The following is a 24,029-nucleotide window of genomic DNA, read 5'->3' on the forward strand; positions in this document are numbered from 1 at the left end:
CTTATGTAATTCCTTCACGATCAGTCTTTATTATATCCCCTTTTCCTTCTCTCATGTTGTACTTTGCCTCAAATAAAGATAAGGCATACGCTAAGCAAATTTCATCATATTTCATAACTTCCTCCTTTGTTTTCAGTATGACTACACCCCTTTTTTTCCGGTACTTATCAGCCCCCACTTTCTGCAATACACCTGCATAACATAGAAATACTATATATTCAGTAACTGCCACTTTCCATATATGCTGTGAAAAGTACGGGAGCATACGCCTTTTCGTATACTTTTTCACATAACTACACACATATTGAAGGGAAATACAATCGCCTACCGCAAGCTCGCCTATACACTTCATATATAGAAAAGCTTGCCATATAAATGGATTTGTTTGAAAAGCAATTGAGGACGGGAGCGGCACACCAATTTCAGAAGGAAAATTTGCTGGGGTACATTTACATTGATATAAGAGGCGTAATAGTGACTTATGATTGTAATTCCAAATGGGTAAAGCATTTTTCCGAAAGTAGTTCTTTCGCTTTTTCCATTCCTCACCTAATGTTTCTTTTCGGAAAGAGACGGGAGAAAAGAGCATTTCAAAAGTAGTCGTTTCAGTTGGTAAATATATAATATGTGAGAAAGAGATGTTTGTAGAAAATGAAGTGAGAAACGCGCATTTCATAAATAATTTTTGTTTCGGACAGAAAAAAATGAGAAATGGCTGAGGGTAAGATTGTAAGGAGAAAGCCATAAGTGAGGAGAATTTCATCCAATATGCAGAGTGCTTTTTCAATTGATTTCCACCAATGATCCAAATGACCTGTATACCAGCTTGCCAATACGAATAGGTTCGTTTGTACAGCTGCTCTATAGAAAGATTTGCGCATTGGTATTCAATCGCAATTGTTCTCCCTGCTCTCTCTATAAAAACATCTGGTCGTTGCTGAATCTCTGGAAGATAGTGCTCTATATATACAGGGAAGTTTTGACGTTTGAACCACCTATATAACAATTCTTTACCGTGCATATGATACATAGATTCCGCTTCATAAAATGCAAGACACGCGTCCATTTTCTTATGAGCAAAATGCCAACTTTTTTGTTTCCCTAATTTCATTTGCAATTCTTTCCCGCAAGCTATGCAAAAGAAGCTTTCCCTTTTACGCATACGATGTAAAAGCTCTTCATCATGATGATAGAGTAGATGAATTTTTTCTCCGTTTTCTCTTTTAGCGATAAACATCAGAATCACACCCTTTCAGCTCCTTATATTCTACAATTTATTACAAATTCCTTTTAAAAAAGAGATGTCCCAATTTCGGACATCTCTTTTTATAATAAAGGTGATAATAATCGATACGTCGATTCAACAATTCGTCTATGAAGACGCCTTTTATGAAAACGATCGACATGAATTTCACTTGATTCTTCTATATCCTCTTTAAAATCTTGAACGAGTTTTCGAATGCTGTCTGTATCATATAAAAAGGCATTTACTTCAAAGTTCAAATGAAAACTTCTCATATCCATATTAGCTGTCCCAATTGAAGCTAAATCAGAATCGACAATGACAACTTTACTATGGAGGAAACCTTTTTCATATTCATATATTTTTACCCCTGCATCTAAAAGCTCCGGGAAGTACGATCTCGATGCGTAAAAGACGGTGCGCTTATCAGGCTTACTCGGCATTAATAAACGAACATCAATACCAGCAAGTGCAGCTACCTTTAATGCGGATAAAATATCATCATCTGGAATAAAATACGGCGTCGCAATCCAAATGGATTTCCGTGCAGAAGAAATCATGGCAAAATATAAATGTTTAATTGTTTCCCATTTATTATCCGGTCCACCTGCAACGAGCTGCACGCCTCCCCAATGATCCCCCTCAACTGCTTTCGCTTGTAAATATTCAGGGGCTAGCACAGCCTCACCAGTCATATAAAACCAATCTTGAAGGAAAATAAGTTGTAAGCTTTGAACAGCTTCACCACGCAAATATAAATGCGTGTCTCGCCAAAAGCCGAAGTACTTATCCTTCCCTAAATATTCATCACCAATATTTAATCCACCTACAAATCCTTCATTCCCATCAATAATAACGATTTTTCGGTGATTTCGATAATTAATCTTATCGTTTAAAATCGGAAAGCGCACAGGGAAAAACGGGATCATTTCAACACCTGCGTCGTTTAATTCTTCAATATATGAATTCGATAATCTAAAACTTCCAACCGCATCATATAAAAAACGAACAACTACGCCTTCTTTTGATTTTTGTATTAAAATATCTTTAATTTCTGTTCCAAGCTTATCATCACGGACAATGTAATATTCCATATGAATATGATGTTTCGCTCGTTTTAATCCATCTAAAATGGCCTGAAACGTTTCATCTCCATTTGTTAATGTTCTCGTTTCAGTTTGAAATGAAATATTTAAAGCGCCTAAGCGGTCCGCTAAACGAAATAACAGCTCTTGATGCTTATGATTGCGCAAAATCCGTTCTTCATAATCTTCATGTCCCTTATATTGTAAAAACGCTTGTTCATCGAGCAACGCCTTCTTTTGGAACATTCTCTTCCTCCGAAAGTTCTGTCCGAATAATAAATAAGCGAAGAATCCAAATACCGGAAAAATACCTAACACAATGAGCCATGTAAGTGTTTTTGACGGATGACGGTTCTCTAAGAAAATTACGCAGCCAATTAAAAATGCAGATACTGTAAATAAAATACTAATAATACCTAAAATCGACACATCTTTTATCCCAATTACATCCGAATAAAATGCTACATCAATAAACATACGCAACGAAACAAATAATGCGAACAATAGTAAAACAAAGAAAATCAACTTTAACGTATTTTTCATCTCTTACCTCCTTACTAAGAAAGCTTTCCTATTCTTCATATAAAAAGCCGATTTCATACTACAGAAATCGGCCTACGTTTTAGCAGGAAAATTATTGCGAATTGTTTCAAGCGCATGCTCTTTCACAATTTGTTTCCCATACTCACTTACACGATGAATTGTTAAAGTTGATTCTTCTCCGTACTCTAAAACAATACTTAAAATACGATCGATTTCTTCTTCATCATGTAGCACTTCATCGAATTCCACATATACATAATAGCGGTTCTCAAATGAATACAGCTCATCTTTTATATCTTCAAAGATAAGACGGTGACTTAATGAAATAACATCTTCAAAATCATTAAACTTAATTAAAAAGCCAAACGTACCATCTTCGTTAAAGTTTGTTCCTGCTTGCTCTTCTACCTCTTCCACTAATTCTTGCTGGAATAATGATTCAATGCCTTCATCTAGAGGAATGTCTATGATTTTATCTACACCTATTGGTAGTTCTAACTTTTGTCCATCCTTTGAAAGCTCTGCTTTCGTAACAAGTACTTCAATCCCTTTATCGACTGCTTGCACTTGAATCCATAACGGCCCATCAATAAAGAAATCGTCATGATCACGAGCTTCGTCCATCATTTCCCAAAAGAGCTCTTCGCTTCGTTCGCGGTCATACCAAATTTCCTCACGATTAAAGCCTCTGTCCTCTATATCAATGTACGTAATAAAAAATTTCATCGTATGGTCATTTATTCTTTCAATATCCAAAATACAACTCTCCCTTCCTGTTTGGAATTGTTATGAAGGGATTCCCCACTCATATGACAAATCAATAGATTCTTGTACTCTCATTTTATGATAAGATTCTCCAGAATGGAAATAAAATCGATTTATTTTACAAAAATAGTTATATGCCTATCTTTATTCGATTGTCTACACAAATATATCATTATAGCGATTTCTTACTCACAAAAAATTTGGACATACATTTCCACCTTCCCCCGTACACTGTAATAAAGTGAAACTTTTATTAGAGAAGATGATTTACTCTCTCTTCACCACATACATATAGTTCGCTTATTAAAACATCATAAATGGAGGCAGACGAATGGACTTAGAGTTTTTAACATCCGTACTAATGATTGTCGGTATCGATGTTGTACTAGGTGGTGACAACGCAATCGTCATCGCACTGGCTAGCCGAAATTTACCTGAATCGAAACGAAATAAAGCCATTTTGATTGGTACTCTTTTAGCAATCGTACTAAGAATTCTCCTTACTATACTAGCTGTCTATTTACTCGACATTCCATTTCTGCAACTTATCGGCGGTGTTTTACTTACATTAATTGCAGTAAATTTACTAACCGATAATAGCAACGATCTTTCTTCTATTCAAGGAAAAACAACTTTATTTCAAGCTGTGCGTACAATCGTATTCGCGGACCTTGTTATGGGATTTGACAACGTTATTGCCATTGCAGGGGCAGCTCACGGAAGATTATTACTCGTAATAATCGGCTTACTCATCTCTATCCCGATTATTATTTGGGGCAGCAAACTCATTTTAATACTTATGGAACGCTTTCCATTCCTCATTTATTGCGGGGCAGCGATTCTCGCCTATACAGCTGGAAAAATGGTCACACATGAAGACCGACTTGCAACCTTTTTTCATAACAACCCAAGTTTCACTGCAAGCATTCCTTACTTATTTATTTTCACCATTTTATGCATCGGTATTATCGTGCAACAAGTTCGATTACGAAATGTGAAACACTAAAAAAAACCTTCTACTATATAATAAGTAGAAGGTTTTCATATTATTATAATTAATTTACAAGACGCTGTGCTTCACGTAATTGGAACGTTCTTACAGTACGTGGTAAGAAACGGCGGATTTCGTCTTCATTGTAACCTACTTGAAGGCGTTTCTCGTCAATCATAATTGGACGACGTAAAATCCCTGGATAGTCACGAATCATCTTATATAAATCTTGAAGTGGTAAAGACTCTAAGTTTACATTTAATTCTTGGAAAACTTTCGAACGAGTAGAAATAATCTCATCCGTTCCGCTTTCTGTCATACGTAAAATCTCTTTAATTTCCTCAATCGTTAATGGATCTGAGAAAATATTACGTTCTGTATAAGGAATATGATTTTCCTCTAGCCATAATTTCGCCTTTCTACAAGACGTACAGCTTGGAGAACTATATAATGTTACCATACAAAGCTCACTCTCCTTAAAGAGTACAAATTCTGTACTAATTACAGTTTAAATTTCTAAATTCAGCATTTTTTTGCGATACCTTGTCTTAAAACAAAGTGCAAAAATCGCATTTCATGTAAGCAACAACTTTTAGCAAACAACAATTACTTTTAATAAGTAACTTCTATAATCATTATACAATAGATTTTGCAAGAAATATACAGTAAATTTCCTTCTAATTGAGAAAACTCTTCCGTGTATTCCACTGCTATGTAACATGATCACACTCGATTCATCTGTACTTTAACAATACCTCCAACCCTCTTAACGCTTGCTTTTCATAGATTATTCATATGATATATAGTTATTTTCCCAGAATCTTTCCTATAAAAAAGAGAACGTTTTCTTACCTTTTCTTGATAAATCAATTAAGAAATGTAAGACTATACAATTGAGAATAAAAAGGAACGTTTGTTCTTATTTTAACAAACATTCTCCTTCATGTCTATACGATTTCTAAAATAAATCAATAATTTTTCTGACATTTCTTTCTTTTTTACCTTTTATCTCATACAATAAACATACAGACAGGCAAAGGGGGAATTTGCAAATGATTGCTTTTTTTATTGATTTTGTCACGGTTGCTGCCCTCATCATCGGAATAACAGCATTGATTGGTGTCATTACAAATAGCATTGGTGAAAAACTCTTTGGCGGAAAAGAAAAGATGAAGTTTGTTAATAAAAGTTTGGATGTGCAATCCGGTTGGAATCAAGTTGGTGGGAAAGGTATTTATAAGAAACGTACGTATTAAAAAAAGCAGGCAATCACCTGCTTTTTTCTTATTTCTCTACTGACGCCCATTTAAAGCTTAAATCGCCGCCATATTTATGGTTGTACATATTTTTAATTGATTCTCTTTGTATATACGCTCTACCACGTTGATATACTGGAACAATCGCAGCGTCATCAAGTAACATTTTCTCTGCTTCTAATAAGTTTTTCCAACGGGCATTTACATCGCTTCCATCTTTCTTCGCTTTCATGATAATTTCATCATATTTCGGATTAGAGTATTTCATTTTATTTTGCGATCCGTCCGTCACAAACATATCAAGGTATGTAACTGGATCTGGGAAGTCTGCACTCCATCCAGAGAATGACATCACATAATCGCCCGCATCTTCTAGTTTTAGTTTTTGCGCAAATGGTTGTTGTTTAATTTTCACTGTTAAGCCTGGTAAATTCTTTTCTAACTCACCTTTTAAATATTCACCGGTTTTCTTCGATAATTCAACATCTTCATTTAATAACTCTAATTCGATTTCATTTTTACCAAGTTCTTTTTTACCAGCTTCCCAATACTTCTTCGCTTCTTTCACGTTTGGTTTTACAATATCTCCATTTACAGCACGGAAGTCTTTCTTATCTGGCCCTTTAATGAAGTTATCAGGAATTAATCCTGTTGCTGGCTTAGAACCGTTATTTAATAATGTATCAACGAACGGCTTACGTTCAAAAGCAAGTGAAATTGCTTTACGAATATTTTTATTTGCTAAAGCTGGGTCTTTTTGATTTAAACGAAGGAAGAATACAGATGTATCTTCTACTGTTTGGAAATCTGGTTTTCCTTTATATTTATCGATGAACTCTGCTAATAACGTCGCTCGATCGACTGCGTTTGTTTCATATAAATTAATTGGCGTAGACGTATCTTTTACAATATTAAAGTTTACTTCCTCAATCTTCACTTCTTTATTGTCCCAATATGACGCGCTCTTTGTCATTTTAAAGCTACGTTCATGTTGCCAATCACTTAATGTAAATGGTCCGTTATAAAGTGTTGTATTCGCTTCCAAACCAAACTTCGTACCTTGCTCTTTCACAAACTTTTCATTCACAGGATAGAAGATTGGATATACCATTAAATCTACAAGGTATGGAATTGAATTGTCTAATTCCACTTCTAATGTATGGTCATCAATCGCTTTCACGCCTAATTGATCTGGACTCATCTCTTTTTTATTAATTTTCTCTGCATTTTTTATATCATACATAATGTACGCTGATTTCGCAGCTGTATCTGGGTTAATCGCTCTTTGCCATGCATATACGAAATCCTTCGCCGTCACAGGCTCACCATTTGACCATTTTGCGTCTTCACGTAATTTAAATGTATATTTTTTACCGTCTTCTGACTTTTGGAATTCCTTCGCTACACCAGGAACTAGCTTATCATCTTTCCCTAAACTGTATAAGCCTTCCATCGTATTAGTCATTACTCTTGAAGAAACTGCATCAGCTGATAACGCTGGGTCCATCGTTGGAATTTCTTGTGTTTCAATTAAGTTAATAACTTGCTTCGCACCGCTTTTCCCGCTATCCCCTTTTGCGTTCGCTTGCGGTTCATCTTTTTGGTAGCTACATGCCCCTAACATCATGCTCATCGCTACTGTTGACGCTACAAAAACTGGTATCTTTTTTTTCATACTTCCACCCTCCAAAAAAATGTTAGCCCTTTCATTTTCGAACAAATAGAAATATATATATGTTCTAACAATTCATATTATACACATAAATATATTTTTTGTATATTTATATTTCTATTTTATTAAAATTTTCTGTTAAAAAATAAACCTTTGTAAACGTTTCATATTGTTGATTATCCTTACTAAAGTGTTGAAAATAACATTTTTTATATTTTTCTAAATTATCAGAGAAAAATAAATTTTATATTTTATAATACTTTGTGCATAATTATCCTTCTCTTTTTATCATAAAATAGCACTCTCTTCATAATAAAGATATGTAGGTTAAAATGAGTGCAAAGGATAAGAAAGTATGTTACGATACACTTTGCTAAAAATAGATATCGGTAAAGAGGGGACGGACATGACAGCAATTCAGGCAAAAAACGGGCCGACAGAGAAATTAAGTTTATTCTTATTAACATGGCCTATTTTTCTAGAAGTTTTTCTATTTATGTTAATGGGGATCGCTGATACTTTCATGTTAAGTGCATTATCAGACGATGCTGTATCTGGGGTTGGTGCAGCGAATCAATATCTCCATATCGCTATTTTGGTACTAGAAGTCATCGGGAACGGCGCAGCTATCGTCGTATCTCAATACCTCGGTTCCAAACGTTTTATGGAAGCATCTAAAATATCAGCTTTAGCCGTCACATTAAATTTAGTGGTCGGACTCATTATAAGCGCTGGTTTTCTTTTATTTTCAAAACATATGATGATGGCAATGAACTTACAAGGCGATGTACTCATGTATGCGCAAAACTATTTATCCATCGTCGGAGGCGCTATTTTCCTTCAAGCTATTATTAATTCATTAGCCGCAATTATCCGCGTACATGGCTTCACAAAGCAAGCGATGTTTATTTCACTTGGAATGAATATTATTCATATCGCTGGAAACTACGTACTCATTTTCGGAAAATTTGGTTTCCCAGAGCTCGGTGTACAAGGGGCTGCCATTTCTTCTGCTGTCAGCAGATTAATCGCACTTATCGTTTTCTTCTGGTTACTGTACCGTGTTATGGAATACCGTGTGAAATTACAATATTACTTCACCTTATCAAAGGAATACATCGGAAAAATTTTAAAAATCGGGATTCCATCTGCATTTGAGCAGGTTATGTATCAAGCTTGCCAAATTGTCTTCTTATACTATGCAACATACTTAGGAACGGAATCATTAGCGGCGAGACAATACGCTACGAATATTTCTATGTTCACTTATTTATTCGCGATTGCGATCGGTATGGGAACAGCCATTATTATCGGACGCCTCGTTGGCGGTGGTGAAAAAGACGAAGCGTATGAACGCGTATGGAAAAGTGTAAAGTGGGCAATTGGAGTCACTTTATGTATGGTCGCTCTCGTCATTACATTCCGTACACAATTAATGGGACTATTTACAGATAATCCGCACATTATTACGTTAGGTGCATCAGTTCTTTTACTAAGTGTACTACTTGAAACGGGACGCACGATGAACATCGTCATTATCAATTCACTTCGCGCAGCTGGTGATGCAAAGTACCCCGTTTTAATCGGCGCATTCTCTATGGTGTTAATGAGTTTACCACTCGGTTACTTTTTCGCCTTCCATTTAGATATGGGGCTCGTTGGTATTTGGTTAGCGATTGCTATTGATGAATGGACACGTGCCATCATTATGTTCTTCCGCTGGAAAAGTAGAGCGTGGGAACGTTATGCACTCGTTAAACCAGAAGAACAAGAAGAGATTGTTTCTGTTCAGGCACAGTAATGCTCGTTTAATTGAGATGCAGTCATTTGTAAATGAAATTTGCATTGGAGAAAAGCTGTTCCAACAAATTGTTGGAACAGCTTTTTTTAATTATACTTTTCAATTTCTATCTTCAATTCGTCAATATTCTTATTAGAAATCGTATCCGATATTGTATGATCCACTTGATTTTTTAAAATATATGTTTGGTTATCTTGTTTCTTTTTAACACTTAATCTCTCTTCGTCTACATGTAATAAGTTTGACTGTAAATACGCTATATCATTTTCATCAAACATTATGGAAAATGGTTCAATTGCGCCAAAGTAATGACTCATATTTTCATCTTTTTTCAAAAATAACATGTATTTCTTCCCAATCTCCGGCTTTATATAAAGAGGGTCTTCATTTACAACCTTACTATTCGAATCATCGATTTCAATTTGTTCTGCGTATCGATAATTAATTTTCATTCTATCTTGTAAGGGGTCTCCTTTTAAAACTTCTTTTACGTTAAAATTGTATAAATGCCCCTCTACATAATTTCCCTGATCTTCTTGACTAATGTCTTGTGGATTACGCGCCATATTCCAAGTTGAATCAAAACTATCATAATTGCCTATTGCAACTACATCGGCTTCCTTAACCATGTCTTCTAATCTACTTGTGGATGGAAAATCTTTAGTTATTAAAATTGTTTTATCTTCGACTTCTCCAAAATAAATACTATATCCCCCTATACATAAGAAAATTGCGAAAGGAACTGCCAACAAAATGAATTTTAATTTTTTATTCATTATATATCCCTCCTTACTTTCACTTATAAATTGCATTTACACCATTCACATCATCTTTTTGAGGAACATGCATTTTAGTACGATCTCTATCACTATTCATAATAGTGCAATCTCTTTCACCCTCCAAAATAATAAAATGAGATTTCCCTACTTAGAAAATACTTATTTTCTAGTCTCAAAATAGAAATAATCTAATATTAAAGCAAATTTATCCCTTCACTTTCTTCAATCCATAAAAAAAGAGCCACCCCTCATAATAGAAGAATGACTCTCTTTCTTATTGATAAATCTCTTTATATTTCTTATACTCCGCTTCAGAACATAGTACGAAATGTCCTGGGCGAATTTCACGCATTGTTGGCACTTCACTACCGTAATCATGCTGAGATGGGTCGTATACGATACGTTTACGATTGCGCTCATAATCTGGATCTGGAAGCGGAATTGCTGATAATAGTGATTTCGTATATGGATGAATTGGATTCGCATATAACTCTTCACTTGTTGTTAGCTCAACGATTTGACCACGGTACATTACGCCGATTCGGTCACTAATGTATTTTACCATTGATAAATCATGGGCAATGAATAAGTATGTTAAACCTTTTTCTTTTTGTAACTTTTTCAGTAAGTTTACAACTTGCGCCTGGATTGAAACATCAAGTGCTGAGATTGGCTCATCGGCAATGATAAATTCCGGTTCTACAGCAAGTGCGCGAGCGATACCGATACGTTGACGTTGTCCACCTGAGAATTCATGGGGGAAACGGTTTGCGTGCTCTTTATTTAAACCAACTGTGATTAATAATTCATGAACACGGTCCATACGCTCTTTTTTGCCTTTTGCTAGTCCGTGAATATCAATACCTTCTGCAATAATATCCCCTACTGTCATACGAGGGTTTAATGATGCATATGGATCTTGGAAAATCATTTGCATTTTACGGTTGAACTTCTTCAGTTGTGCACGTGATTTTTTACCATGTACATTTTCACCATCGAACAATACTTCACCAGCAGTTGCATCATATAAACGAATAATCGTTCTTCCAGTTGTAGATTTACCACAACCTGATTCTCCTACAAGACCAAATGTCTCTCCGCGGTAAATATCAAATGAAATATCATTAACCGCTTTGACAACACCACCACTCACGTCGAAGTGCTGCTTTACATTTTTTACTTCAATTAATTTCTCACGTTGTTTAGTCATGTTGTTCACCTGCTTTCATTTGAAGAATGCGTTTTTCAACAACTGCCGGCGGTCTTACTTCTGGAGCTTGCTCGTGAAGTAACCAAGTTGCCGCATAGTGTGTATCACTTACTTTAAATAAAGGTGGGTCCATTTCAAAATCAATTTTCAATGCCTGTGGATTACGTGGTGCAAAAGCATCTCCCTTTGGTGGCTTTAATAAATCTGGAGGCGTTCCAGGGATTGCGTATAACTCTTCTTCTGAACCATCTAAACTTGGCATAGATGCGATTAAGCCCCAAGTGTACGGATGTTTTGGATTGTAGAAAATTTCATCAACCGTTCCAATTTCAACAACTTTACCAGCGTACATAACTGCCACGCGATCAGCAACGTTTGCCACTACACCTAAGTCATGCGTAATGAAAATGATTGCCGCTTCTGTTTTTTGCTGAATGTCCTTCATAAGCTCTAAAATTTGCGCCTGAATTGTAACGTCTAGCGCTGTTGTCGGCTCATCGGCAATTAATAATTTCGGGTTACAAGCTAACGCCATCGCAATAACTACACGCTGTCTCATACCACCTGAGAATTGGTGAGGATATTGTTTTAAACGCGCTTCTGGATTCGGAATACCTACAAGGTCGATTAATTCTAACGCAACTTTACGTGCATCTGCTTTACTCATCCCTTGGTGTTTAATAAGACCTTCCATAATTTGATTCCCAATTGTCATCGTTGGGTTTAATGATGTCATAGGATCTTGGAAAATCATCGCGATATCTTTACCGCGCACTTGTTGCATTTCTTTTTCTGTTAATTTCGTTAAGTCACGACCTTCAAATACGATTTCACCGTTTTTAATACGTCCTGGAGGATTCGGAATTAATCCCATTAAAGCTTTAGAAGTAACTGATTTACCAGAACCAGATTCTCCTACAATCGCTAATGTTTCTCCTTTTTTCAAATCAAAAGTAACACCGCGTACAGCTTGTACTTCACCTGCATGTGTATCAAAGGAGACTTGCAAATCTTTTACCTCTAGCAATGTTTTCATTTTTACTTCTCCCCTCTTTTACTTACGCATTTTTGGATCTAACGCGTCGCGTAATCCGTCTGCCATTAAGTTGAATGCTAAGATTAACATACTGATGACAACCGCAGGGATGAACATCATATGTGGATACGTTTGAATTGATTTATAACCATCATTTACAAGAGAACCAAGTGACGCAAATGGTGGCTGAATTCCTAAACCGATGAAACTTAAGAACGCTTCACCAAACACCGCTGATGGAATTGTAAACATTGTCATTACGATGATAGGTCCCATTACGTTTGGAATTAAATGTTTCACAATTAATTGTGTATTTGTTGCACCTAATGTACGAGATGCTAATACATATTCTTGGTTTTTTAACTTTAAGATTTGTCCACGAACAATCCGCGACATCCCTATCCAGCCTGTAATCGCCATTGCGAGTGTAATTGACCATATACCAGATCCCATAATGATTACCATTAAAATAACGATGATTAAGTATGGAATACCATTAATAATCTCCATAACACGTTGCATAATATTATCTACTCTACCGCCATAGAACGCTGAAATACCTCCGTATGCAACCCCAATTACTAAGTCAATCGCCGCTGCTAAAAGAGCGATATATAACGATACGCGCGTACCTTCCCATGTTCTTGTCCATAAATCGCGTCCAAGATCATCTGTACCAAACCAGAAATACTCTTTAATATCACGTTTTTCATATTGGTCAACACCATATTGATCTGTACCGTCAAATGGTAGCCAATGAACATTTTCAATAACAGGAATTTTCGGTGGTAATTTCGCACGACCTAAGTCTTGCTCTTTATAAGAGTGTTTACTTACCATCGGCCCAAAAATTGCTAGTAATATAATAAGCGCTAATAAAACGAAACCTAACATTGCTCCTTTATGTTGGAACAAACGTCTTCTTACATCTTGCCAAAACGTTAAGCTTGGACGGGCAATGACTTCATTATCCACATTATTTTGATTGGCTTGTTGAAATAAATCTGGAGATAATTTTTGTACATCTTTCATCATTTTTTCCCTCCCGCTAAACGAATTCGAGGATCAATAATTCCGTATAAAATATCAACAATGAAAATAACTAAGATGAAAATCGCACTATAGAAAATTGTAGTTCCCATAATAACTGTATAGTCATTCACTGTAATAGATTTAACGAACTGTTCCCCTAGTCCTGGTACTGCATAAATTTGCTCGATAACGAGTGTTCCTGTAATTAATGCCGCAACCATTGGTCCTAAAATTGTTACAACTGGAATTAGCGCGTTACGAAGTGCGTGTTTTACAATGATAACGCCTTGACTAATCCCCTTTGCTTTCGCTGTTAAAATGTAGTCAGCTTGCATAACTTCAATTAACTCTGCACGAGAGAAACGTGCGATTGTTGCTATAACTGCCATCGATAAAGCGATCGTAGGCATCACTGTAAACTCTGGTCCTTTCCAGAAGGCTACTGGGAACCAACCAAGTTTTACCCCTACGAAATATTGTAGTAATGCGGCGAATACGAACGATGGTACCGACATCCCGAGTACGGAAATAATTGTCGCCCCATAATCGACCCACGTATTGTTACGAAGTGCCGCAACGATTCCTAAAAGTAAACCGATAAATGTTCCTAATATAATCGCTTGTAAACCAAGTTGTGCTGATGGTCCAATGCGATCCACAATCATATCTGTTACTGGACGGTTATCATATTGGAATGATACCCCTAAATCACCTTTTGCTAAGTTACCTAAGTAACGTGCATATTGAACTGGTACTGGATCATTTAAGCCATATTTTTCAAGAATGATTTCTTTTTGTGCCGGTGATAGTTTCTCCTGGTTTTTAAGCGGAGAACCCGGAAGTAATTTCATCAAAAAGAAAGTCAGTGTAGTAATTAAAAATAATGTCAAAGCCATGTACACGAAACGTTTTAATACATAACGTCCCATAGTCAAGCACCTCCCCGTTTTTCTCAAAAGCAATAAGATAGTTTAAAATATTCTTACTTTTATTTTTTTAAAATAAGAGCATACGCCCATCATAGGCATATACCCTAGTAAACGATGGAAAAAAGATTATTTTTGTTCAACAGATGCCCATTTGTAAGTTAATTTACCACCATAGTTAATTGGGATAATATCTTTTACGGCACCTTTTACTACATACGCTGAACCTTTTTGGAAGATTGGAGTGATAACAGCATCCTCTTTAATTAACATCTTCTCTACTTCTAAAAGGTTGTCCCAGCGTGCTTGTAAATCTTTTGTATCTGTTTTAGCTTTTAAAATTAACTCATCATATTTTTTATTAGAATAGCCTGTTTTATTTTGAGAACCATTCGTAACAAACATATCTAAATATGAAATTGGATCTGGGAAATCTGGTCCCCAAATACCAAACGCAATATCATATTGCTGAGAATCTTCTAATTTATTTTTTTGTGCGAATGGCTGTTGTTTAATTTTAATCGATAAACCTGGTAAGTTCTTTTCCATCTCACCTTTTAAGAATTCACCAACTTTTTTCGCATCTTCATTATCGAAGTTTAAGAATTCTAGTTCGATTTTATCAGTGCCAAGCTCTTTCTTCGCTGTTTCCCATAGCTTTTTCGCTTCTTTTGGATCTGTTTCAACTAACTTTCCATTTTCAGCTCGGAAATCTTTTTTATTCGGACCTTCAGCGAAATCTTTTCCAACAAATCCATAAGCTCCAATTGCACCATTATTTAAAATAACTTTCGCAATGTTATCACGGTCAAAGGACATTGAAATTGCTTTTCTTAAGTTTTTATTGCTTAAGTATTGATTACTTTGATTAAATCTTAGATAAGCAACCCCTGCTTCTTTTCTTGTGTGGAATTCTGAGCTTTGTCTAAACTTATCAACAAATTCTGAAGATAGAGCCGCACGATCAATCGAGTTTGTCTCATATAAATTTACATCAGTTGACGTATTCTTAACAATATTAAAATTAATTTCTTCGATTTTAACCGTTTTATTATCCCAATATGATGGGTTCTTCTTAAACTGGAAGCTTTGCTCATGTTTCCAATCGCTCATAACAAATGGTCCATTATATAATGTTGTATTCGCCTCTAACCCAAACTTATCACCTTGTGCTTTTACAAAGTTCTCATTGAGCGGGTAAAATACTGGATAAACCGTTAAATCAACAAAGTAAGGAACGGGATTGTCTAATTCCACTTCTAATGTATAGTCATCAATCGCTTTTACACCTAATTGGTCAGCAGGTAATTCTTTTTTATGAATTTTCTCTGCATTTTTAATATCGAACATAATGTACGAATATGTCGCTTTTGTATCTGGATTTACTGCTCTTTTCCATGAATACACAAAGTCTTTTGCTGTTACAGGTTCCCCATTCGACCACTTTGCATCTTTTCTTAATTTAAATATGTATTTCTTTCCATCATCTAGCTTCTGAACATCCTCAGCAATTCCAGGCACTCTCTTCTGATCTTTACCTATACGATATAAACCTTCCATCGTATTATTTAATGCTGTAGAAGATGCAGCGTCAGATGCTAATGATGCATCCATTGACGGAATTTCAGATAACTCCGTTAAATTAAGAACCTGCTTTCCGTTACTACTACTCGTAGCGTTTTCTTTCCCTTTTGCTTTTGCGTCATCTTTCTGGTAGCTGCACGCACCAAGCAACATACTTGCAGTTAAAGTCGATGCAAGTAATAACGGTATCTTTTTCTTCATGTTGTGTTGCCTCCCCTAATTGCACTTCCTGTACCCTCACTTGTAAAAAAGTAGAATTGAAAGAATAATCTCCAAGTTTCTACAATTTTCATTATACATATAATATAACAATTGTGAATATAGTTTTTTGTTTTTTTGTTAAAATTTTTAATAAAATGTTTATTTTTTTATTTTTTTGTAAAGGGATACGTTAACATTGCTACCATCATCTTAAAATCAGACCTTTAATTGCGTATAATTTTCAAAAAATTAATTCTAGTACATATTATAGCTTTTATAGTATAATAATTCTAGTAATATTTTGACGGAGGGGAACATTTTGAATAAAGTTTTTTTTCATACTTGTATACTAATTTTCATAGCGATAATCGCTTCTAGTATTGGCGCAATCCTCGTTTCATCGCAATTTTTGTTGAATTTTGTCAATATATCGTTTTATGCCGCACTACTTTTTATTCTTGTCGGCGGTTTTTTATTCATATTTCAAAATGGATTTTTTAACGTAACAATTTACGCCTTTCAAAGAGTGTTTGGTACGAACAAAAAAATTGACTCTTTAATTGAAGAAGCAGAGGAACCTGTCGATAAGAAAGAACGTATTTATAAAACATATTCATTCAAATGGACGTATCCAATTTGCATTACAGGTATCGTTCTTGGGTTGTTCTCAACCCTCATTAGCTTTACTATTTTGATGTAGTTTGCAAACACTATCCCATATGATATAATAATCAGCAAAACATTTTGTTATAAAACTTTAGTTCTTTCATATTAAAAGAGCTCAGGTAACAATAAATAAATTTATATGTATGCGATGATAAAGAAGAGTACATATTGAGGCAATTTCAGAGAGCTTGTGGCTGGTGTGAACAAGTAATTGCGCAGTGTGGAATGGGCTTTTGAGCACCAAACCGAACCGAAAGTAGTAGGCTTTGGCGTTATATCCAAACGTTATTATGGATTAGAGAGATTTCACAGTAGTGAAATAATTAGGGTGGTACCGCGGTCCATTCGTCCCTATAGTTTTTTGGGATGAATGGGCTTTTTTGTTTGCCTTCTCTTCCCTATCACGCATTCAAATTTAGGAGGAATTACTTATGTCAGTTATCTTTTCTGGTATTCAGCCGAGTGGAACGATTACACTTGGAAACTATTTAGGAGCTATGAAGCAATTTACAGAGCTTCAAAATGAACACGACTGTTATTTCTGTATTGTAAACCAACATGCGATTACAGTACCTCAAGATCCCGTACAACTTCGTAAAAACATCCGCAGTCTTGCTGCACTTTATGTAGCATGCGGCATTGATCCGGAAAAAGCTACTTTATTTGTACAGTCAGAAGTACCAGCACACGCTCAACTAGGATGGATTATGCAATCAGTTGCTTACGTTGGAGAATTAGAGCGTATGACGCAATATAAAGATAAAGCATCAGGTAGAGACTCAGTTCCAGCTGGATTACTAACGTACCCACCATTAATGGCTGCTGATATTTTACTTTACAACACTGAAATCGTACCTGTTGGTGATGATCAAAAACAACATATGGAATTAACACGTGACCTAGCAGAGCGTTTCAACAAGCGCTTCCGTGAAGTGTTCACTGTTCCTGAAATTCGTATTCCAAAAGTAGGAGCTCGCGTTATGTCATTAACAGAGCCTACGAAGAAAATGAGTAAATCTGATCCGAATCCAAAATCAATGATCAGTATGCTTGATGAACCGAAAACAATTGAGAAGAAAATTAAGAGTGCTGTAACTGACTCTGAAGGTATTGTGAAATTTGATAAAGAAAACAAACCTGGAATCTCTAACTTATTAACAATCTACTCTTCATTCTCTGGAAAAACAGTAGAAGAAATCGAAGCAATGTACGAAGGAAAAGGATACGGAGACTTCAAAGGCGACCTAGCACAAGTAGTCGTAGATGCAATTCGTCCAATCCAAGACAAATATAACGAACTAATCAGCTCACCAGAACTAGACGAAATTCTAGACAAAGGTGCCGAAAAAGCAAACCGCGTTGCATTCAAACAACTACGCAAAGTAGAAAACGCAATGGGATTAAGTAGAAAACGTAGGTAACTTATATAAAGCGGAGGCGGCTCGTTCAGAATGTGAGGGGGATGGAGCGCCTTCCTGCGAGGCGCTTTTTGCCTCGCAGGAAGGCGCGAAGCCACCGAACATTCCTGCCGCTGGAGCTGGATTACTATATAAAGCGGAGGCGGCTCGTTCAGCCCTGACTGGCTAAGGTTCTTTCCCACAGAAGGTGCTTTTTACCTTCTCGTGGGGAAGGTTCTTAGACGCGAAGGACTTGCTACCGGAGCTGGATTTCTTAGAATGCTCGCTGAAGCCAAGTTACAACAAATAAAAAAAACCGCCAATTGGCGGTTTTTTAATTTACCTTTTGCTCATTTTCCATTTCCCATAACTTTTCAAAGAATGGCTGTCCTTTTACGAGACGCTCACATAATTGTTCATGCTTCTCAGACCAGCCTGTTTTCGCTTCATCATACAGTTTAGCCCAAATATCTTCAAATTCCATATGTTGAACCATTCCATATGCTGATGGATCCCACTCTGTGAACCAATAGCGAATTTCTGCTGTGTTTTTCGTTGTATGTAATTGATCTAACGCCATAAATAATAATTGTTTAAGCTGTCGTTCTTTACGAGTTAAGCCATTCATAATGAAAGGTGATGGTGATAAAATATGATGTTCTTTTTCCATTTCTTCTACTTGGAACTCATATTTTTCTGCTTGTACGTTTTCTACCATCTCATATACCATCTGCTCTTGGCGCGGTATAAGTCTGCTCTTTCGAATTGGCACATTGTAACCAATTGTGTCAATCGCAATAATTCCTTTTCCATCTGTAACTACAAAGCAATACTCTTGCTGCAAACGTTCATGATTTTTACGAATATAAGCCTTATGATGTACGTCTTCCAACAATTTTTGCGGAAGCTCTAACAATTCGTCTTCGATGTAATGATATAATGTGGAATCTACTTTTAATAATGGCACTTGATCTAATAGCTCAATCGTATCATCTTTTCGCCATTCGTAAAAATGACAAACGTTATACCCATTCTCTTCACCTTCAAACCAATTTACCCATACATCATGTAGATATAACATTCACTACCCCTCACTTCACTACTGTTTGTATCAATCATTATGTTCAATTTTGCTTAACTTTATTCCACCTTAGGAAATATATTCTAATTATTATTTTTTCTTCTATTAATAGTAAAAAAACAGGAAATAGAATTCCTGTTTTTTTATATATGAAATGTATTTGCTTTATTCAATATTTCTTTCGCATCTATAGATAATAAAGAAAGTGTATCTATAGATGCGGAAGTTACACAATCTTTGACAATATGAAATCCAAGTGCATAGCCAAGCATCTTCGGATAAGAATGAAATCCATTTAATAAGATGTCATGCTCCCTTGTTCCTCGTTTTATACTTATTCTTTCGTGTACAACGTTTTCCCAATAATAAATAGCCTCTTCTTTTGAAAGATACGTCGTCCACGGTGCATTGTTTTTTTCTGAATATCTTTCCGTTACTGCTTGCTCAGCTAACCCTTCCATAATCATCGTATCAAGTAATGTATATTCTGTTTCTTTCGTCTCAATTTGATGTAACCTGCATATGTGATGATATTCATGCGCCAATAACACTTTTAATTCTTCTACCGAATTCCGTCCGCATACGAATAAGAAAATAACGTGACGCATAGATAATCCAGCCCTGCCGTTATACTCTTCTTGTACAGTTCGATTATAAGAATCTGATAATAAAATAAAGACAGGGACATCCGGACCTTTCAACCAATTTTTCAGTTTCTCATACTCCATACGTAACTCTTTCCAGATTTCCTTTTTCTCTAACTCTTTAATCTCTTGTTCTCCTCGCATAACCGGGCGATACATACCTTTAGAAATTAAAAAGCGGTACAATCTTTCTTTTGGCAACGGGATATACTTCGTAAACTTCTCACACAACTTTTCTGGCCGTCCATAATATAGATGTAACCACTCGGCAGTTTCAACAATCCCCATCTTTATCCCTCCTTTTTCTTATGTATATGCAAAAGGAGGAAAAGGCGTAAAAATAAATAAGGAGTTTTTTCGCAATATACTACGAAAAAACTCCTTATTTCATCTATTATTTATACGATTTAAATACTAATACTGCGTTATGACCACCGAATCCTAGTGAATTACTTAAAACCGCGTTTACTTCTTGATGTCTCGCATTATTCGGTACGTAATCTAAGTCACATTCTGGATCTGGTGTTTCATAGTTAATTGTTGGAGGAATTACTCCGTCTGTAATTGATTTAATAGAGAAGATCGCTTCAACAGCACCAGCTGCTCCTAATAAGTGACCTGTCATTGATTTCGTTGAGCTAATTGCTACTTTATACGCGTGCTCACCGAACGTTTCTTTAATTGCCATCGTTTCATACTTTTCATTCGCATCCGTACTTGTACCATGCGCATTAATGTAATCAATATCTTCTGGCTGTAGACCTGCATCTGCTAAAGCTTGACGCATTGCACGCACGCCACCTTCACCGCCAGGAGCTGGCATTGTAATATGGAACGCATCACCAGTTGCACCGTAACCAGCGATTTCCGCGTAAATGTGAGCACCACGAGCTAATGCGTGCTCTAATTCTTCAAGAATTAAAATACCTGAACCTTCACCCATTACGAAACCACTACGGTTTTTATCGAATGGACGGCAAGCTGTTGCTGGATCTTCATTGAATGTTAATGCTTTCGCTGAGCTAAATCCTGCGAATGCCATGCTTGTTAACGGCGCCTCTGCTCCGCCTGTAATCATTGCATCAGCATCACCGCGCTGAATCGCTTTAAATGCATCACCAATTGAGTTTGCACCAGATGCACAAGCTGTTACTGAACAAGTGTTAATTCCTTTTGCCCCTGTTACAATCGATACTTGACCTGCTGCCATATCTGGGATCATCATTGGTACGAAGAATGGGCTCACGCGGCGCGGGCCTTTCTCAGTAAAAATCTTAAATTGTTCTTCGTATGTTTCCATACCGCCAATACCAGAACCAATCCATACACCAATTCGAGGTCCGTTTTCTTCTGTAATTTCAAGCTTTGCATCCGCAACTGCCATTTTCGCTGCTGCTACTGCATATTGTGTAAAGCGATCCATACGGCGCGCTTCTTTTTTATCAATATATTTCTCGACTTCAAAGTCGTTAATTTCTGCTGCTACTTTTGCTGGAAATAGTTCCGGATCAATTCTTGTAAGTCGTCCGATTCCAGATACACCCTTTTTAATGTTTTCCCACGCTGTTTCAACATCTGTACCGACCGGTGTAACAGCTCCTAGTCCTGTAATTACGACCCTCTTTTTTTCCATACAAAATACACTCCTTTTTTTCTCTCAGTCCTTATTTACCCCAACGAAGAGCGACTGCTCCCCATGTTAATCCGCCGCCAAAACCAACAAGTATAATTAAATCACCATCTTGAATACGTCCGTTTTGCAATTCCTCTACCATTGCAATTGGAATTGAAGAAGCTGATGTATTACCAAACTTTTCAATTGTCATACTCATTTTTTCTTGTGGTAAATTTAATCTCTCTCTTGCAGATTCCATAATACGAATATTCGCTTGATGCGGTACTAAGAAATCCACATCCTCTTTCGTAAGACCAGCCTTATCCAGCACGCGAAGACAAGATTCACCAAGTTGACGAACGGCAAATTTAAAGACTTCTCTGCCATTCATCATAACATAATCGTCTTGATATAGATGCTTACCGCCACTTCCGTCTGCTCCTAATTCGAAAGATAGAACGCCTCTTCCTTCCGAAACAGCCCCCATTACGATAGCACCGGCTCCGTCTCCAAATAGTACTGCTGTATTGCGATCATTCCAGTCTACAATTTTAGAAAGTTTATCACTACCAACTACTAATACATTTTTATAAGTTCCCGTTTGAATAAATTGCTGCGCTGTAATCATTCCGTACATAAAACCAGCACATGCTGCACCTACATCCATTGCAGCTGCATGTTTCGCTCCAATCGCTTCTTGGATGACACAAGCTACTGCTGGAAACGCACGATCTGGTGTTACTGTCGCCACTAAAATAAGATCGATATCTTCTCCGCTAATCCCTGCATCTTCAAGTGCTTTTTTAGCAGCCTCTACGGCCATATATGAAGTATCTATTGTATCATCGGCAATGCGTCTTTCTGCAATTCCCGTTCTCGTACGAATCCATTCATCGGATGTATCCATTATTTTCTCTAAATCGTGATTTGTGACTACTTTTTCCGGCACATATCTTCCGATCCCTAAAATGCCCACGTTCACATCGCAGCCCTCCGTTTTATATCAATTATTATGACTTGGTACTAATTTTAAAACATAAATGTATTTTTGTCTAGAATATATTTCAGCTAAAACATAAAGCTAGGCATTATTCACTTTATTGTTTATTAAAAGAAACAGAAACATACCTTTCCTGTTTTTTTTGAAATATAAAAAGGCCCGAACCGCTTCTATTCACGGTTCGAGCCTCTCTTCCATCTAAAAAAGAAGGTTTTATTCTTTATCTGCTTTCCTTCTAGACTAGGGAGTTCTCCTCACTACTTTTCCTTTATCCTCTTCATATCTCTGATTTCTCCCCAGACGAGAATAAAAAAGGCCCTGACCGCTTCTGTCCACGGTTCGAGCCTCTCTTCCATCTAAAAAGATTCTTTTTATTCTTTATCTGCTTTCCCAAGCTCATATGCTTCGTTCATAACTTTCATCAATAACTCTAATACTGGTTGTGCTTTCTCCATATCAAGCGCAATTCCATTATCATCTAAAATGGCCTTTGCTTCTGGTAAATGCTTCATTGCGATTTGTAAAAATTGCATGCTTTTCTCATTCATATTATGTTCTTCCTCTCCATTAAAACTTTCACATACATAGTGTAACACGCCCGCTATCCTTCGTATAACTCTTTATATTTTTTCATATGTGCCAATTGTTTATTTAAACCGTATTCTAACGGAGTATTCCTTTTTATCGAAATAACCTCGACAGTATCATCTCTTTCTTCCTCATTCTCTTTATTCACTTTATCCTCTGCACGTAAAAGGTTCATACCTTTTTTCCATAATGATTTTTTACCACTAAGTAAATTGTATATACCGAGATGCTCCTCGTTCATTCCATTTTCCCATAAGTATTCACATACATCTTCCACGTACAGTAAATCACTTCCGTTTTCCTCACTCGCATAATGGCACTCTTTCTCATCCAGTTCTGATAAAATGAGCTGATGATACATCATAAAAGATGGTTGCCACGGCCCATATAATGTAGGAACTCGAAATACACTATACTGTACCTCTCCTTTTTTCAATCCTTCTTCCACTTTCGAAAATAAACGTTTATTTTCAGATTCATCTGCGTTTCCTACTTTAATAGAAGAAATTAGATTTAACTTCACTTTATGTTCTGCACACAATCTTATAATCCGCTTTAAATACTGTAATATGACCCTTTCATTCCGAAAGCCACTTTGTTGATTTGGCTCATACAGGCAAAAGTAAACCGTATCGAACTTCTCTCCTTCTACTGATTTCCATCCATCTTCATCTCTTATCGAGTAATACGTAAATAACGCATTTCGCCCAATTAACAATAACTTCTCTTCATTAATTTTTGTCATATTCTCGAATTCATCAAAATCAAGACCGTACACTTCTACTTCTTCTGCAATCATTTTATTCACAAGGTGATAACCTACAAACGTAAGTGCACCTACAATTAGCACGCGCTCCATACCACCAACCCTTTCTCCTTGAAACAAATAGCTCCTCATTTATGTATATGGGAGC

The 24,029-nt window shown here is 36.4% G+C and carries 22 protein-coding genes, 1 pseudogene and 1 other annotated feature; of the genes and pseudogenes, 5 read left to right on the forward strand and 18 right to left on the reverse strand.

Features of this window, described 5'->3' with window-relative positions:
* Position 1: 1 nt before the first annotated feature.
* From MR115_RS18020 to mecA, 3 genes are all read right to left on the reverse strand, one after another.
* Entirely contained in the window at positions 2 to 1,246 is a 1,245-nt protein-coding gene (locus tag MR115_RS18020; protein ID WP_242242204.1) for a competence protein CoiA, read from the reverse strand.
* A gap of 80 nt (positions 1,247 to 1,326) precedes the next feature.
* Positions 1,327 to 2,871, reverse strand: coding sequence for a cardiolipin synthase (locus tag MR115_RS18025; RefSeq protein WP_000799208.1), 1,545 nt, complete (start codon positions 2,869 to 2,871; stop codon positions 1,327 to 1,329).
* 72 nt (positions 2,872 to 2,943) lie between these two features.
* Complete coding sequence (mecA, locus tag MR115_RS18030) at positions 2,944 to 3,627, reverse strand: adaptor protein MecA (RefSeq protein ID WP_000350711.1); 684 nt, start codon at positions 3,625 to 3,627, stop codon at positions 2,944 to 2,946.
* A 340-nt stretch (positions 3,628 to 3,967) separates the two neighbouring features.
* Between mecA and MR115_RS18035 the strand changes: the two genes are divergently transcribed.
* Positions 3,968 to 4,642: a TerC family protein gene (locus MR115_RS18035; RefSeq protein ID WP_061678732.1), complete on the forward strand. Its 675-nt coding sequence runs from the start codon at positions 3,968 to 3,970 to the stop codon at positions 4,640 to 4,642.
* A gap of 49 nt (positions 4,643 to 4,691) precedes the next feature.
* Here the strand turns inward: MR115_RS18035 and spx are convergent, their stop codons facing one another.
* Positions 4,692 to 5,087, reverse strand: coding sequence for a transcriptional regulator Spx (gene spx / locus MR115_RS18040; protein ID WP_000258267.1), 396 nt, complete (start codon positions 5,085 to 5,087; stop codon positions 4,692 to 4,694).
* A 592-nt stretch (positions 5,088 to 5,679) separates the two neighbouring features.
* On the opposite strand from spx, the gene MR115_RS18045 reads away from it, so the two are divergent.
* A complete protein-coding gene (locus tag MR115_RS18045; RefSeq protein ID WP_000559978.1) occupies positions 5,680 to 5,883 on the forward strand; it encodes a hypothetical protein in 204 nt (67 codons plus the stop codon).
* Positions 5,884 to 5,911: 28 nt separating this feature from the next.
* Here MR115_RS18045 and MR115_RS18050 read toward each other — a convergent pair whose 3' ends face one another.
* The gene (locus tag MR115_RS18050) at positions 5,912 to 7,558 is read right to left on the reverse strand and encodes a peptide ABC transporter substrate-binding protein (protein ID WP_063260239.1); all 1,647 of its coding nucleotides are present in this window, start codon (positions 7,556 to 7,558) and stop codon (positions 5,912 to 5,914) included.
* 352 nt (positions 7,559 to 7,910) lie between these two features.
* Between MR115_RS18050 and MR115_RS18055 the strand changes: the two genes are divergently transcribed.
* Positions 7,911 to 9,356 (forward strand): MATE family efflux transporter, encoded by a 1,446-nt coding sequence (locus tag MR115_RS18055; protein ID WP_242242205.1) that lies wholly within the window; start codon positions 7,911 to 7,913, stop codon positions 9,354 to 9,356.
* 86 nt (positions 9,357 to 9,442) lie between these two features.
* Here the strand turns inward: MR115_RS18055 and MR115_RS18060 are convergent, their stop codons facing one another.
* The 7 genes and pseudogenes from MR115_RS18060 to MR115_RS18090 form a co-directional block, all read right to left on the reverse strand.
* Complete coding sequence (locus MR115_RS18060; RefSeq protein ID WP_242242206.1) at positions 9,443 to 10,132, reverse strand: cardiolipin synthase; 690 nt, start codon at positions 10,130 to 10,132, stop codon at positions 9,443 to 9,445.
* Positions 10,133 to 10,151: 19 nt separating this feature from the next.
* Positions 10,152 to 10,238 (reverse strand): annotated as a pseudogene (locus MR115_RS18065) (matrixin family metalloprotease); the annotation flags it as partial.
* A gap of 171 nt (positions 10,239 to 10,409) precedes the next feature.
* Entirely contained in the window at positions 10,410 to 11,345 is a 936-nt protein-coding gene (locus MR115_RS18070; protein ID WP_242242207.1) for an ABC transporter ATP-binding protein, read from the reverse strand.
* The gene (locus tag MR115_RS18075) at positions 11,338 to 12,381 is read right to left on the reverse strand and encodes an ABC transporter ATP-binding protein (protein ID WP_000854348.1); all 1,044 of its coding nucleotides are present in this window, start codon (positions 12,379 to 12,381) and stop codon (positions 11,338 to 11,340) included. The genes MR115_RS18070 and MR115_RS18075 overlap by 8 nt, the downstream gene beginning before the upstream one ends.
* 18 nt (positions 12,382 to 12,399) lie before the next feature.
* Positions 12,400 to 13,416 (reverse strand): oligopeptide ABC transporter permease, encoded by a 1,017-nt coding sequence (gene opp3C / locus MR115_RS18080; protein ID WP_097816595.1) that lies wholly within the window; start codon positions 13,414 to 13,416, stop codon positions 12,400 to 12,402.
* Positions 13,413 to 14,342: an oligopeptide ABC transporter permease gene (gene opp3b, locus MR115_RS18085; protein ID WP_063260236.1), complete on the reverse strand. Its 930-nt coding sequence runs from the start codon at positions 14,340 to 14,342 to the stop codon at positions 13,413 to 13,415. Before opp3b ends, opp3C begins: the two co-directional genes overlap by 4 nt.
* Positions 14,343 to 14,468: 126 nt before the next feature.
* Positions 14,469 to 16,124: a peptide ABC transporter substrate-binding protein gene (locus MR115_RS18090; RefSeq protein WP_242242208.1), complete on the reverse strand. Its 1,656-nt coding sequence runs from the start codon at positions 16,122 to 16,124 to the stop codon at positions 14,469 to 14,471.
* A 319-nt stretch (positions 16,125 to 16,443) separates the two neighbouring features.
* Here MR115_RS18090 and MR115_RS18095 point away from each other — a divergent pair, with 319 nt between their 5' ends.
* Positions 16,444 to 16,824, forward strand: coding sequence for a DUF3899 domain-containing protein (locus MR115_RS18095; RefSeq protein ID WP_242242209.1), 381 nt, complete (start codon positions 16,444 to 16,446; stop codon positions 16,822 to 16,824).
* A gap of 105 nt (positions 16,825 to 16,929) precedes the next feature.
* Positions 16,930 to 17,146 (forward strand) — a binding site (T-box leader).
* A 75-nt stretch (positions 17,147 to 17,221) separates the two neighbouring features.
* The gene (gene trpS, locus MR115_RS18100) at positions 17,222 to 18,211 is read left to right on the forward strand and encodes a tryptophan--tRNA ligase (RefSeq protein ID WP_061678727.1); all 990 of its coding nucleotides are present in this window, start codon (positions 17,222 to 17,224) and stop codon (positions 18,209 to 18,211) included.
* A gap of 310 nt (positions 18,212 to 18,521) precedes the next feature.
* On the opposite strand, the gene MR115_RS18105 is transcribed toward trpS, so the two are convergent.
* From MR115_RS18105 to MR115_RS18130, 6 genes are all read right to left on the reverse strand, one after another.
* Positions 18,522 to 19,268, reverse strand: a complete 747-nt coding sequence (locus tag MR115_RS18105; protein WP_071721621.1) for a YjbA family protein — start codon at positions 19,266 to 19,268, stop codon at positions 18,522 to 18,524.
* Between the two features lie 143 nt (positions 19,269 to 19,411).
* Entirely contained in the window at positions 19,412 to 20,200 is a 789-nt protein-coding gene (locus tag MR115_RS18110) for a DUF2268 domain-containing putative Zn-dependent protease (protein WP_071721620.1), read from the reverse strand.
* Positions 20,201 to 20,306: 106 nt separating this feature from the next.
* Positions 20,307 to 21,545: a beta-ketoacyl-ACP synthase II gene (gene fabF, locus MR115_RS18115; RefSeq protein ID WP_242242210.1), complete on the reverse strand. Its 1,239-nt coding sequence runs from the start codon at positions 21,543 to 21,545 to the stop codon at positions 20,307 to 20,309.
* A 31-nt stretch (positions 21,546 to 21,576) separates the two neighbouring features.
* A complete protein-coding gene (gene fabH, locus MR115_RS18120) occupies positions 21,577 to 22,509 on the reverse strand; it encodes a beta-ketoacyl-ACP synthase III (RefSeq protein WP_242242211.1) in 933 nt (310 codons plus the stop codon).
* Positions 22,510 to 22,898: 389 nt separating this feature from the next.
* Complete coding sequence (locus MR115_RS18125; RefSeq protein WP_001986215.1) at positions 22,899 to 23,075, reverse strand: ComZ family protein; 177 nt, start codon at positions 23,073 to 23,075, stop codon at positions 22,899 to 22,901.
* Positions 23,076 to 23,128: 53 nt separating this feature from the next.
* Complete coding sequence (locus MR115_RS18130) at positions 23,129 to 24,001, reverse strand: NAD-dependent epimerase/dehydratase family protein (protein ID WP_242242212.1); 873 nt, start codon at positions 23,999 to 24,001, stop codon at positions 23,129 to 23,131.
* Positions 24,002 to 24,029: the final 28 nt, after the last annotated feature.

Source organism: Bacillus cereus group sp. BfR-BA-01309, assembly GCF_022664315.1.
Lineage (GTDB): Bacteria > Bacillota > Bacilli > Bacillales > Bacillaceae_G > Bacillus_A > Bacillus_A mobilis.

Excerpts from the sequence above, each read along its gene's own strand:
- MR115_RS18025 (WP_000799208.1), bottom strand. The coding sequence starts at position 2,871 with ATGAAAAATACGTTAAAGTTGATTTTCTTTGTTTTACTATTGTTCGCA.
- MR115_RS18035 (WP_061678732.1), top strand. The coding sequence starts at position 3,968 with ATGGACTTAGAGTTTTTAACATCCGTACTAATGATTGTCGGTATCGAT.
- spx (WP_000258267.1), bottom strand. The coding sequence starts at position 5,087 with ATGGTAACATTATATAGTTCTCCAAGCTGTACGTCTTGTAGAAAGGCG.
- MR115_RS18045 (WP_000559978.1), top strand. The coding sequence starts at position 5,680 with ATGATTGCTTTTTTTATTGATTTTGTCACGGTTGCTGCCCTCATCATC.
- MR115_RS18050 (WP_063260239.1), bottom strand. The coding sequence starts at position 7,558 with ATGAAAAAAAAGATACCAGTTTTTGTAGCGTCAACAGTAGCGATGAGC.
- MR115_RS18055 (WP_242242205.1), top strand. The coding sequence starts at position 7,911 with ATGTTACGATACACTTTGCTAAAAATAGATATCGGTAAAGAGGGGACG.
- MR115_RS18060 (WP_242242206.1), bottom strand. The coding sequence starts at position 10,132 with ATGAATAAAAAATTAAAATTCATTTTGTTGGCAGTTCCTTTCGCAATT.
- MR115_RS18070 (WP_242242207.1), bottom strand. The coding sequence starts at position 11,345 with ATGACTAAACAACGTGAGAAATTAATTGAAGTAAAAAATGTAAAGCAG.
- MR115_RS18075 (WP_000854348.1), bottom strand. The coding sequence starts at position 12,381 with ATGAAAACATTGCTAGAGGTAAAAGATTTGCAAGTCTCCTTTGATACA.
- opp3C (WP_097816595.1), bottom strand. The coding sequence starts at position 13,416 with ATGATGAAAGATGTACAAAAATTATCTCCAGATTTATTTCAACAAGCC.
- opp3b (WP_063260236.1), bottom strand. The coding sequence starts at position 14,342 with ATGGGACGTTATGTATTAAAACGTTTCGTGTACATGGCTTTGACATTA.
- MR115_RS18090 (WP_242242208.1), bottom strand. The coding sequence starts at position 16,124 with ATGAAGAAAAAGATACCGTTATTACTTGCATCGACTTTAACTGCAAGT.
- trpS (WP_061678727.1), top strand. The coding sequence starts at position 17,222 with ATGTCAGTTATCTTTTCTGGTATTCAGCCGAGTGGAACGATTACACTT.
- MR115_RS18105 (WP_071721621.1), bottom strand. The coding sequence starts at position 19,268 with ATGTTATATCTACATGATGTATGGGTAAATTGGTTTGAAGGTGAAGAG.
- MR115_RS18110 (WP_071721620.1), bottom strand. The coding sequence starts at position 20,200 with ATGGGGATTGTTGAAACTGCCGAGTGGTTACATCTATATTATGGACGG.
- fabF (WP_242242210.1), bottom strand. The coding sequence starts at position 21,545 with ATGGAAAAAAAGAGGGTCGTAATTACAGGACTAGGAGCTGTTACACCG.
- MR115_RS18125 (WP_001986215.1), bottom strand. The coding sequence starts at position 23,075 with ATGAATGAGAAAAGCATGCAATTTTTACAAATCGCAATGAAGCATTTA.